Annotated in this window: 10 protein-coding genes; 9 read left to right on the top strand and 1 reads right to left on the bottom strand. The window is 48.9% G+C overall.

Features of this window, described 5'->3' with window-relative positions; translation table 11 throughout:
* Positions 1-15: 15 nt before the first annotated feature.
* Positions 16-273 (bottom strand): GNAT family N-acetyltransferase, encoded by a 258-nt coding sequence (locus H615_RS22750; protein WP_244877779.1) that lies wholly within the window; start codon positions 271-273, stop codon positions 16-18.
* A 102-nt stretch (positions 274-375) separates the two neighbouring features.
* Here H615_RS22750 and H615_RS0119495 point away from each other — a divergent pair, with 102 nt between their 5' ends.
* From H615_RS0119495 to H615_RS0119455, 9 genes are all read left to right on the top strand, one after another.
* Positions 376-1,680 (top strand): lysine N(6)-hydroxylase/L-ornithine N(5)-oxygenase family protein, encoded by a 1,305-nt coding sequence (locus H615_RS0119495; RefSeq protein WP_035532801.1) that lies wholly within the window; start codon positions 376-378, stop codon positions 1,678-1,680.
* A 658-nt stretch (positions 1,681-2,338) separates the two neighbouring features.
* Positions 2,339-3,376, top strand: a complete 1,038-nt coding sequence (gene argC / locus H615_RS0119490; protein WP_027956701.1) for an N-acetyl-gamma-glutamyl-phosphate reductase — start codon at positions 2,339-2,341, stop codon at positions 3,374-3,376.
* A 21-nt stretch (positions 3,377-3,397) separates the two neighbouring features.
* Positions 3,398-4,624 carry a bifunctional ornithine acetyltransferase/N-acetylglutamate synthase gene (gene argJ / locus H615_RS0119485; RefSeq protein ID WP_027956700.1) on the top strand — a complete coding sequence of 409 codons (1,227 nt, stop codon included), beginning with the start codon at positions 3,398-3,400 and terminating at the stop codon, positions 4,622-4,624.
* Complete coding sequence (gene argB, locus H615_RS0119480) at positions 4,587-5,396, top strand: acetylglutamate kinase (RefSeq protein ID WP_051254783.1); 810 nt, start codon at positions 4,587-4,589, stop codon at positions 5,394-5,396. The genes argJ and argB overlap by 38 nt, the downstream gene beginning before the upstream one ends.
* On the top strand, positions 5,393-6,553 hold the full coding sequence (locus tag H615_RS0119475; RefSeq protein WP_211225381.1) for an acetylornithine transaminase: 1,161 nt from the start codon (positions 5,393-5,395) through the stop codon (positions 6,551-6,553). The genes argB and H615_RS0119475 overlap by 4 nt, the downstream gene beginning before the upstream one ends.
* A gap of 98 nt (positions 6,554-6,651) precedes the next feature.
* Positions 6,652-7,713 carry a carbamoyl phosphate synthase small subunit gene (locus H615_RS0119470; protein ID WP_027956697.1) on the top strand — a complete coding sequence of 354 codons (1,062 nt, stop codon included), beginning with the start codon at positions 6,652-6,654 and terminating at the stop codon, positions 7,711-7,713.
* Positions 7,706-10,726, top strand: coding sequence for a carbamoyl-phosphate synthase (glutamine-hydrolyzing) large subunit (locus H615_RS0119465; protein ID WP_027956696.1), 3,021 nt, complete (start codon positions 7,706-7,708; stop codon positions 10,724-10,726). The genes H615_RS0119470 and H615_RS0119465 overlap by 8 nt, the downstream gene beginning before the upstream one ends.
* Complete coding sequence (argF, locus tag H615_RS0119460; RefSeq protein WP_156896537.1) at positions 10,723-11,679, top strand: ornithine carbamoyltransferase; 957 nt, start codon at positions 10,723-10,725, stop codon at positions 11,677-11,679. Before H615_RS0119465 ends, argF begins: the two co-directional genes overlap by 4 nt.
* A gap of 193 nt (positions 11,680-11,872) precedes the next feature.
* Positions 11,873-12,358: a GyrI-like domain-containing protein gene (locus H615_RS0119455; RefSeq protein WP_027956694.1), complete on the top strand. Its 486-nt coding sequence runs from the start codon at positions 11,873-11,875 to the stop codon at positions 12,356-12,358.
* Positions 12,359-12,390 lie beyond the last annotated feature (32 nt).

Below are 12,390 nucleotides of genomic sequence, written 5' to 3'. Positions count from 1 at the left end.
TTCCTGTAAAGGGCTTCAATCTTTTTTAATCGCCGCTTTCCCGATCCCCTGCCTGCGAAAAGCTTCCTTTAAAGCAATATTCTTAATTTCGATTGTAGATTCATCCGGGGAGGTACACACACATCCCCCTGCTGTTCTGCCGTCTACTGTAATCGCATAGAAATCGCCCTCCTTCATATACGACCGGATCAGCTCTTCGCTTTCATCAGCCAGCAGAAGGACATCCATGTAAGCAGCGGGTTCCCTTTTATGGATCATCACTTCATCGTTCAAGTATATCTGCTCCTCTCTACGAACATGCTGAGCATATGATAACATAAGACTAGCAGATCAAATTCTGAAATCTATTACTTTTCAGATAAGGAGTCGTGGATGATGGAGCAACGAGAAAAGGTTTATGACTTAATCGGTGTAGGGGTAGGACCATTCAATCTCAGTTTAGCAGCGCTTTCTGAGCCGCTTGAAGATGTAGAGGCCCTGTTTTTTGAAAAACAGCCCGCCTTTGAATGGCACCCAGGCATGTTGATCGAAGGGACGAAAATGCAGGTCCCGTTTCTCGCCGACTTAGTAACGATGGCGGATCCGACAAACCCATACAGCTTTTTGAATTACATCAATAAAAATGGTCGGATGTATCCTTTTTATTTTCTGCAGCGCCTGGATATCCCGAGGAGGGAGTATAACGATTACTGCCAATGGGCGGCTGAACAGTTGACCAGCTGTGTGTTTGGAAAAGAGGTTGTGGGATTGACGCTTGAGGAAGAAAAGTCGTTGTATGTGGTTGAAGTCCGGGATGTAGGAACACAGGAGATCCGCACGTATTTCGCAGAAAATCTCGTGCTCGGTACAGGCAGTGTCCCTGTGATGCCGGCCTCGTTCCGAAAAGTGGAGGGCGGAGGAGTTTTTCATACGTCAGAATTTCTATCACACTATGACGACTGCAGGAATGCGGAATCGATCACAGTTGTCGGTTCAGGACAGAGTGCTGCCGAAACGTTTCGTGAACTTCTGAAAGAGCAGAGGAGCGGGGGCTACCGGCTGGATTGGATCACCCGCTCTGCCGGATTTGAATCGATGGAAGAATCAAAGTTGAGTCTGGAGCATTTTTCTCCGGATTATGTGGATTACTTTTATCAGCTTCCCCAAAAGCAGAAAGATGATATTTTTGCCGGACAGGGATTGTATTACAAAGGAATCAGCAATCATACCATTAATGATATCTATAATTTGTTATACGAGCATTCGGTCGGTCGGGAGACATTGAACGTCGGATTGAAAGTGCTCAGTGAAATCAATGGAGTAGAAAGAAATGAAGCGGGGGGTTATACCCTTGAAGGCCGTCATATTCAGAAGGATGAAACATTCAGCCATGATTCTGAAGTGATTATTGCAGCTACAGGTTATCAGCCGTATGTTCCGGACTTTGTCACGGAACTCACCGATCTATTGGTGTGGGATGATGAGGGTCGTTATAAAGTGACAGAGGATTACCGTCTGGTGCAGCAGAAACCGAACTCCAATCATATTTATGTCCACAGCGGCATTTCCCACACCCATGGCGTTGGTTCCACGAATCTCGGGTTGTCGGTACACCGGAATAAGGTGATTATTAACCACCTGACGAAGAGAAACGTTTATCCTCTGAATGAGACAAACGTTTTCCAAACCTTTGACGTCTAATAACCGAAACGATGTGGCACATACTGGACCATTTCATTGTATAGACAACCCTGTGATTTCTGCTTTGGCTGTTATGATCCATACGGATGGTTTTCCGGTGAAGGGGAAGCACATTTTTTCGCACCTATGACTTTATAGGATAAGAGAGGAGTTTTTCTGGTCAACAGAAAAACTCCTCTTTTTCATTCCGTCATAAGGTGAGGTCTCGAGAAGCGTTCGGTGGTGACGCCTGCGGGAACAGCACGGACCGAAGATCCACTTGGACAGATGGTTTTCCTGTCCAAGTTAGCTGAGGTCGTGCCCGCGGCAAGCATCCACCGATAAGCGGAACGTGACCGTCAAACCTTTTATGTGGAAAGATCCTTACCTTTTCTTAGATAGGGAGGGGCATATAAGACTTTGATTGTGGTTTTTGTGTATAAATGTGTGTATATGTGAATAAAAACAGAAGTTTTCAGGGATAGGTGTCAGTTATGCACATGTGGATAACTATGAGCTTGAAAAGCTGGGTGGATTGCAACAACCGCAGTCTATGAGATTACGACTTTGTAAAATCGTCAGAATGTGGCAGCTGCCTATTGACAGATGACTGCTAAGGGTTAATAATATTGTAAATATACAGACCTTATCATATTTATACATAAAGGTGGTTTTTTCGTTGAAAGCAGGAATTGTAGGGGCGACAGGATACGGAGGCATGGAACTGTTCCGGATCCTCAGCACCCACCCGCAGATCAGTCAAATAACGCTGTACTCCTCATCAAGGGCAGGAGAAGTTTATGAGGAAATGTTTCCCCGGTTTGCGGGGGGGAGCCGACATGAATTACAGGATCTTGACCCTGAAAAGATGAAGGAAGAGCAGGATGTCCTGTTCCTCGCAGCACCCTCAGGAGTGTCGTCGGAACTTACACCTGAACTGCTTGGAGGAAAGGCTAAAATTATCGATGTATCCGGAGATCTGCGCCTGCGGGATCCTGAAGCTTATCAGCAATGGTACAAAAAGCCGCCGGCTCCTGTTGAAACCCTTCAGGAAGCTGTTTACGGACTTCCTGAATGGAATTCAGAAGCTATTCGTGCAGCCGGAGTGATCGCTAATCCGGGTTGTTACCCGACGGCTTCTCTGCTCGGACTCGGTCCAGTGATATCCGAAAACCTTGCAGACCCATCATCTATTGTCATCGATGCGAAATCGGGTGTTTCCGGAGCAGGTAAAAATGCCAATCCATTGACGCATTTCGCTCATGCCCAGGAAAATTTCCAGATTTATAAAGTGAATCAGCATCAGCATATCCCGGAGATTGAGCAGCAGCTTTCCGTATGGAGTGGAGACACGCGTCCGGTGACGTTTTCCACCCATCTGGTTCCGATGACGAAAGGAATCATGGCTACGATCTATGTAACATTAAAAGAAGAAAAGACAGCCGAAGAACTGCATTCTCTTTTTCTCAAATACTATGAATCCAAACCATTCGTCCGTGTGCGAAGGCCGGGAGAATTTCCAGCTACGAAAGACGTATACGGGTCCAATTATTGTGATATTGGTGTAACGGTCGACCCAAGAACGAACCGGGTGACCATCGTCAGTGTCATTGATAACCTAATGAAAGGTGCAGCCAGTCAGGCCGTTCAAAATATGAATCTATTATTCCAGCTTGACGAAAGAACAGGACTTGCGCCACATCCTGTCTATCCCTAACTAAAGAAGGAGAGAAATGATTTGATACAAGTGGATAAATCAAAGCAGATGGAAAAAGTAACGGGAGGCTCCATTTTGTCTCCAAAAGGGTACCGTGCAGGCGGGATTCACAGCGGCCTCCGCTACCGTAAAAAAGACTTTGCCCTTCTGCTCAGTGAAACACCAGCTTCTGCTGCAGCCGTTTATACACAGAGTCATTTCCAGGCTCCTCCATTGAAGGTGACTCAAGAGAGTGTCAATGAAGAAGGAAAACTCCAGGGGGTCGTCATTAACAGTGCCGTAGCGAACGCCTGTACAGGAGAAGAAGGTTTGCAGAACGCCTATGAAATGAGAAAAATGATCGCCGGACGCTTTGGTCTGCCTGAACATTTCGTAGCCGTCGCTTCAACCGGTGTAATTGGACAGCAGCTTCCTATGGAGAAAATATCCTACGGGTGTGAAACCGTTGAAGTATCGGAAGAGGGGTACAGCGATTTTCAACAGGCGATTTTAACGACAGATACCTGTCAGAAATCCGCCTGCTACCAGGTAGTCATTGATGGGAAAACCGTGACCATCGGCGGCGCGTCCAAGGGTTCAGGGATGATTCACCCAAATATGGCGACAATGCTTGGTTTCATTACGACCGATGCGGCTATTGAACCAGCAGCGCTCCAACGCGCTCTCGGCCAATCGATAGATAAATCGTTCAATCAGATTACTGTGGACGGGGAAACCTCCACGAATGATATGGTTTTGACTCTTGCCAACGGCCATGCGGATAATGAACCGCTTGATGAGGATCACGAAGACTGGGATGCATTCCAAACGACCCTTCAACTGGTGTGCGAGGATCTGGCCAAGCAGATCGCTAAAGACGGGGAAGGGGCTACCAAGCTCATCGAAGTGAACGTTTCCGGTGCTCGTTCAGATGAAGAGGCACGGATCATTGCCAAAAAGGTAGTCGGCTCAAGTCTTGTGAAGACGGCCGTCTACGGGCTGGATGCCAACTGGGGTCGGATTGTCGGTGCGATTGGTCACAGTGAAGCTGAAGTGAACGCGGAAGCGTGTGACATTTACATTGAGGATCAGCTCGTCTTCAGCAAAGGGACGCCGTGTCCGTTTTCAGAAGAGCAGGCAACGGAGGACCTGGACAATGAAGAAGTGCATATTTCCATCCATCTTGATGAAGGGTATGGAGCTGGAACGGCCTGGGGGTGTGACTTAACGTATGACTACGTCAAAATCAACGCCAGCTACCGAACATAAACCAACCATTGTCATCAAACTCGGCGGCAGTATGCTCGATAAGTTGACAGACGATTTTTATGACAGTTTCCAGGAACTCCTTACCCATTACCGCTGCATCATCGTGCACGGTGGAGGACCTGCTATCAGCCGGCTGCTTGATCGTCTGCAGATCAAAGGGGAGTTTATTGAAGGATTGAGGAAAACGACAGCAGATACGATGGAAGCTGTTGAGATGGCCCTTGGTGGTACCGTGAGCAGTCAAATTACAGGAAGACTTTCCGGACGAGGGGTAAAAGCTCTCGGTGTGAAAGGCTCTGAAGCCGAATTGTTGACCGCTGGCTTTGTGGACGAAGCGCAGCTTGGTTTCGTTGGAAAAGTTAAAGAGGTCGATCCATCCGTGCTCGATCACCTGCTTGAGGGTGGATACGTACCGGTCGTCGCTCCATTTGGAAAAACGACAGACGGACGCACGGTAAACATCAATGCCGATACCGCCGCCGCCGCAGTAGCAAGAGCTGTTCAAGCAGAAAAGCTCCTCTTTGTCACAGATGTTCCCGGTATTTTAGTCGATGGGAAGCTGGTTGAGGGTACGACCCCGGAGGAAATTAATCAGTACATCCAGGAAGGTATCATTTATGGGGGGATGATTCCAAAGGTGCAGTCCGCCGTCGAAGCCTTATCCGACCGGCTTCAGGAAGTGTGGATTGTAAGCGGCGGGGATCGTCTTGTACAGGGTAGCCACCTGAAAGGAACCTCCATCCGTTCTGGCCGAAAGGAGACCGTATTATGAGTTTATTTCCGACATATAACCGTTTTCCGTTAACGATTGTATCTGGAGAAGGTACAAAAGTGACGGACGATCAAGGAAAGGAATACCTCGATTTTGTATCAGGGATCGCTGTCTGTAATCTCGGACACCGTCCACCGAAGGTCCAGGAAGCCCTTCAGAAGCAGCTCGATCAGGTATGGCACGTATCCAACCTCTACGAAATTCCTGCTCAACAGAAAGCGGCGGAGCTTTTATGTGAAGGATCCGGTCTGGATTATGCATTCTTCTGCAACAGCGGGGCGGAAGCTAATGAAGCGGCTATTAAACTGGCTCGAAAGCATACAGGAAGGGAAAAGATTATTTCCTTCAAACAGTCCTTCCATGGACGGACCTTTGCGACGATGAGTGCAACAGGCCAGGCGAAAATTCAGGAAGGATTTGGAAGTCTGCTGCAGACGTTCGAATACTTTCCTTACAATGACAAGGAAGCCATTGAGCGCGTTCATGATGGTTCTGTTGCCGCCATTATGGTTGAGGTGATTCAAGGAGAAGGGGGCGTCATCCCCGGTACGACAGAATTTCTTCAGGCAGTTGAAGCCAAGTGCGACGAACTCGGAGCACTCATGATCATTGATGAAGTACAGACAGGGATCGGCAGGACAGGAAAACCGTTCGCCTACCAGCATCATGGTCTGAACCCGGATATCGTAACGACAGCGAAAGGGCTTGGCAGTGGGTTTCCAGTCGGAGCGATGATTGGAAAAGAAAAACTGGCCCCTTCCTTTTCAGCCGGGGCCCACGGCTCTACATTTGGCGGAAATCCGCTGGCTTCTGCCGCTGTGCAGGCGACGCTGGAAGAGATTTTTGTTTCTTCCTTCTTAACCGACGTAGAGGAAAAGGGGCACACGTTCGTTCAAGCGCTCCAAGAAGAGCTTAGCTCTCTAAACAGCGTCAAGGATATCCGTGGAAAAGGATTGATGATCGGAGTGGAGGTGGACACGCCGGCCATTGAGCTCGTCCACTCCCTCAGAGGCAGAGGACTGCTGGCTGTTGTAGCCGGACCGAATGTCCTGAGACTGCTTCCGCCATTAACGGTGGAAACGGAGGAACTACAGCGGGCTGCCGCTTTGATCAAGGCATCCCTTGTGGAACAGGAAAAAAACCTGCAGAACGCCTAAAAGATAAGACGGTGACTTTTAAGCACCGTCTTTTCCAGACACTCAATGTATAAAAATTCAGTATATATAATAAATATTCATTCAGCGAGGTGAAGGTCATGAAAAGTTATCTACATTTACAAGACGGCCGGACATTTACAGGAAAGGCTTCTTCGACGTTACAAGAACCCATGCAGGGGGAGATTGTTTTCTTTACCGGAATGACCGGATATCAGGAAGTTCTCACAGATCCCTCCTACAAAGATCAGATTGTCGTTTTCACGTATCCACTCATTGGTAACTACGGCATTAATGATACGGATGAAGAAAGCAGCGAAATTCAAGTGAGCGGAGTGGTCATGTACCAATGCACACAGCAGCCTTCTCACTACCAGTCGACCCAGTCGCTCGGGGCGTATTTGGATGGGCAGCAGGTGCCCTATCTTACGGGCGTAGATACAAGGGAAGTGACGAAAGCGATACGGGCTCATGGGACACAACAGGCAGTCATGAGTCATCAGAATCATCACGACTTTTCCGAACCGTCTGATCAGCAGATATTCGCTGTACAGGGGGAGACGGTAGAGACGTATGGTGAAGGAAGTCTTCATGTCGCTTTAATCGATTTTGGCTGGAAAAAATCCATCCTGCAGGCTTTGCTGAAGCGCCAAGTGAAAGTGTCGGTTATTCCTTTTACACAGGTTGAAGCGGTTCATAAGGTGAAACCAGATGCCATTATTTTGTCCAACGGTCCTGGAGACCCGAAAGATGCTTTACCGAAGATTGAACAAATCAAATCCGTTCTCGACGAGTATCCGTCCTTCGGAATCTGCATGGGACATCAGGTTATTGCACTGGCCTACGGAGCGGATACGGAGAAGCTTCCATTTGGTCACCGCGGTGCCAATCACCCTGTCAAAGACGCCGTAACAGGGAAGGTTTTTCTAACGTCCCAGAATCATAACTACGTTGTGAAAAAAGACAGTTTATCAAAGACGCCGCTGTCAGAGCGTTTCTTTAATGTGAATGATCGTTCGATTGAAGGGTTGATGCATGATTCAGGACAGTTGATGTCGGCTCAGTTCCACCCTGAAGCCCACCCTGGTCCACAGGATGCGGAATGGTTGTTTGATGATTTCATTAGTCTTGTAGGCAGCAAAGGAGTGAAGGAACATGTCTAAAGTATTGGTTATCGGATCAGGTCCGATCATGATCGGTCAAGCCGCAGAGTTTGATTATTCCGGAACACAGGGATGTCTGGCGCTGAAAGAAGAAGGTCATGAAGTCATCCTCGTCAACAATAACCCGGCGACCATCATGACGGATTATGATATTGCGGATAAAGTCTACTGCGAACCACTGACGGTAGCGAGTCTGGAAAAAATCATTGCGATGGAGCGCCCGGATTCCCTTTTAGCGGGGCTGGGCGGGCAGACGGCACTGAACCTCGCCGTCGAACTGGAAAAGGAAGAAGTGTTGAAAAAATATGACCTCACTCTTCTGGGGACAGGAATCTCCTCGATTATGCAGGGAGAAGACCGTGAATTGTTCCGTGCCTTGATGAACGACCTTGATCAGCCGGTACCGGAAAGTGAGGTCATCACTACGACGGAACAAGCGCGCGTGTTCGCTGCTGAGGTCGGTTATCCAATCATCAGCCGCCCGGCCTACACCCTTGGGGGACGCGGTGGTGGAATCGTTCACGATGAGGCAGACCTGGATGAATTGATAGCTACAGGTTTAAAGGCGAGTCCGATTCATCAGGTCATCGTCGAAAAAAGCATTGCCGGCTTTAAAGAAATCGAATATGAAATCATGCGGGACCATAAGGGGACGTGTATTTCGGTTTGCAATATGGAAAACTTCGATCCCGTCGGTGTGCATACGGGGGATTCCATCGTCGTCGCGCCTTCTCAATCTTTGACAGATGATGACTATCAAATGCTTCGTTCCGCTTCAATAAAAATCGTATCAGCGCTTGAAGTCATTGGAGGATGCAATGTCCAGCTGGCCCTCGATCCTGTAAGCAAGCAGTATTACGTCATTGAAGTCAATCCGCGTGTCAGCCGCTCCTCCGCCCTTGCTTCAAAGGCGACGGGCTACCCGATTGCTAAAATGGCTGCCAAGATTGCACTTGGATACACACTGGATGAGCTGGAGAATCCATTAACAGGATATACGTACGCAAGTTTCGAGCCTGCTCTTGACTATGTTGTCGTCAAATTCCCAAGATGGCCGTTTGATAAGTTTCCACAGGCGGACCGTTCGCTTGGCACAAAAATGCGGGCGACCGGCGAAGTGATGGCGATCGACCGTACGATGGAGGGAGCGTTCCAGAAGGCTGTACAATCGCTCGATACGAAAATTCCTGAAGTGGACAATCATTGGTACCATCTGTACCAGCCGACGGACCTGCGCTTTTTTGCCATCTATGACTTGATTCGGAAAGGGACGTCGATGGATAAAATCCATCAGGAGACACAAATCGATCCTTTGTTCCTTCAAGTCATCCGTCATTTAGTCGATACAGAAATGGCTCTTGGTACGGAAGGACTGTCACAGCCGCTGCTTCATCAGGCAAAAGTCTACGGGTTTTTGGACGACCATATCGCAGCACTCGCCGGGTGCACAACAGCCGATGTGGAAGAGGCACGCAGAGAGTATGATATCCAGCGTTCCTTTAAACTTGTCGATACATGTGCGGCCGAATTTGAAGCCGCAACAAACTACGTATACAGTACTTTTGCCGGTATGAATGAAATTGCACCGCTTCCTTCAAAAGGGAAGAAGGCGTTGATTCTTGGTTCCGGGCCCATTCGAATTGGTCAGGGTGTTGAATTCGACTACAGTGCAGTTAAGGCGATTGAAAGCCTTCAGAAGCAGGGATGGACGACGATCATGATCAATAATAATCCGGAAACGGTCAGTACCGATTATGAAACCGCCGACCGCCTTTATTTTGAACCGATCCAAAAAGAAATCATCGCTTCCATTGTGGAACACGAAAGCATTGACCTTGTCTTCCCTCAGTTTGGAGGACAGACGGCGATTAATCTGGCCGAAGACTTGGAGAAAGCGGGCCTTCCGTTAGCTGGGGTCCGCGCCGATGTGCTTGATGCCCTGGAGGACCGTGATAAATTTTACGCAGCGCTGAAAAAACTCGGTATCCCGCATGTGGCCGGAACGACCTGTCATTCCAAGCAAGAAGCGCTGGAAGCTGCGGATTCTTATACCTTCCCGCTTCTCTGCCGCCCCTCGTATGTCATTGGTGGTCAGGGAATGGTCATTGTACAGGATAAACAGGAGCTGGAGCAGGCGCTCGCTGAATCGGATGATCGTCATTATCCGATCGTTTTGGACTCTCTGCTTCAAGGAGCGGAAGTAGAGGTGGATCTCGTGTCGGACGGCCATTCGATCTACCTGCCGGACATCATCGAACATATCGAACCTGGTGGAGTTCATTCAGGCGACAGTATGGCTGTATTTCCATCCACACTGACAGATTCATTGAAGCAGAAAATCCGCACGTATAGTGAAAAAATTGCGGTGGAATTCACCTATTGCGGCTTAATGAACATTCAATTTCTCATTCAGCAGGATGACGTGTACGTCCTGGAAGTCAATCCGCGGGCAAGCCGTACGGTTCCGATCGTCAGTAAGGTCGCAGATATCCCGATGGTGGACTGGGCCGTCCGGATCCTGACCGACGACGCTGAATTCAGTCTATCCCAACAGCCGGATCCCGTTTTTCAGGAGACAGCTGTCAAATATCCGCTTTTCTCCTCCTATGCCATGACGGACCTGGATCATAAGCTTGGCCCGAACATGAAATCGACGGGTGAAGGCATGTGTCTAGGCGAAACGGTCGAGGAAGCTCTTGCCAAGGTATTCGCTCACCTCCCTGATCTGTATGACGTAAAGGAAGCGTGTTTAGTGGAACTGGAAGGAAGACACGTCCCGGAAGCTTCTGACCTGCCCTTTAAGGAATGGATTACGAAAGAAGATGCTGCTGTTTATGTCAATGACCAATCGGGTGAGGAAGCAGAAAAACGCAGAATTACAGCTGTCAAAAACGGCCTGACCGTCATGAGCGAGGCAGCGACCTTTGATGCGTATGTAAAAGGATTGGAATGCAAAGATCCTGTCCCTGTCCCTCTGCCGCAACAATCCCTTGAAGGAGTGAAATCCCTATGAATTTAATGGAACAAATGCACGCAGCCAATGAATCCCTGCACGGCCGTCACCTGCTGACGTGGCTTGATTATACCCAGTCGGATGTCTCCCGGCTTCTGGCGGCCGCCCAGTATGTGAAGGAGAATCCTTACTCGCAGTCCATGAAAGGGAAGACGCTCGGCATGATCTTTGAGAAATCTTCCACAAGAACCCGGGTGTCCTTCGAAGTCGGAATGGTCCAGATGGGAGGGCACGCCCTTTACTTGAATTCAAGGGATATTCAAATTGGTCGTGGTGAAACGATTGCCGATACGGCACAGGTTCTGTCAGGGTATGTGGATGCGCTTATGTACCGGACCACCTCCTATGAGAAACTCGAGGAACTGGCTGCTCATGCTTCTGTCCCGGTCATCAACGGGTTGTGTGATCGCTACCATCCGTGTCAGGCTCTTGCGGACATCTTTACGATTCTTGAAATCAAGGGCCGTCTTTCTGGATTGAAAGTGGTCTATATCGGCGATGGCAACAATGTGGCCCACTCCTTGATGATCCTATCCGCTATGATGGGGATGGAAGTGGTCATCTGTACACCGGAAGGCTATGAACCGGACACGGAGCTGACAGAACGGGCCCGCGGGCTTGCCGGCAAATATGACGGGAAAGTGACGATCGAATCCGACCCCACGCGTGCCTCATGGAAGGCTGATGTCATTTATACAGATGTCTGGGCGAGTATGGGGCAGGAGGACGAAGCGGAGGCCCGCCTTCGGGACTTCAACGGTTACCAGGTCAATGGTGCATTGTTGGAGCAGGCGGCTGACGATGTCACCTTCCTCCACTGTCTTCCTGCCCACCGGGGAGAGGAAGTGACGGCCGACGTCATTGATGGAACCCATTCGGTCGTTTTTCAACAGGCTGAAAATCGTATGCACGTGCAGAAGGCTGTTCTCCAGGCGGTTATCGGCTGGAAATAAAAGTGACATAAATGCTCCTCCCTCCACCGTAAGATAAAGGAATGGAACTTTATACTTTATCTTACGCCAGGGTGCATAAAAAGATAGTCGAATGGCTGCGAATATCATCGAACGCGATATTTCTACAAGGGATTACAAGGTTTCATGTGGAAGTAGTCAAAGAGAGATCAAAATCAAAAGGAGTGGCCATGCAATGAGTGAGCAAGTGACAACAGCAGTGGAACCTAAGGTCGTTCAAAAGCCCCATTTCAAGGTGGTCGGTGTCTCTTGTCAAACGATGATGGATGAACGGTCCATCAAGGTGCCGAGGCTGATGGAGCAGTTTCATACGATGAAACTGCCGAAAGTGAAGAACCGTGTCCACGCCCCCCGTTCGATCGGAATGTTTGTAGACCCGCCGAATTGGAATGAATCCAGAGATGCTTTTTATTGGATTGCTGCCGTGGAAGTCGAGAGTTTTGAAAAGATTCCACAGGATATGATTACAAAAACCGTCCCTGCTCACACGTACGCCATGATCGATTATGACCCTTCTATTCATGACTTTGACCCGTATACGTTTCTTCATCAATGGATTGTAGAAAATGGATATCAGCAGGTGGAAGGATTCGGCTTTGAGGAGTATCATCCTTACACAGGACAGGAAACAAGATACTGTCTCTATCTGCCAATCAAATGAGGCTGGAAAACCACTCCGGCTCCCCGGTGTTC

The organism is Halobacillus kuroshimensis DSM 18393, assembly GCF_000425705.1.
Taxonomy (GTDB): domain Bacteria; phylum Bacillota; class Bacilli; order Bacillales; family Halobacillaceae; genus Halobacillus; species Halobacillus kuroshimensis.
The sequence above is the reverse complement of the archived record's forward strand: the minus strand, read 5'-3'. Positions and strand labels throughout refer to the sequence as shown.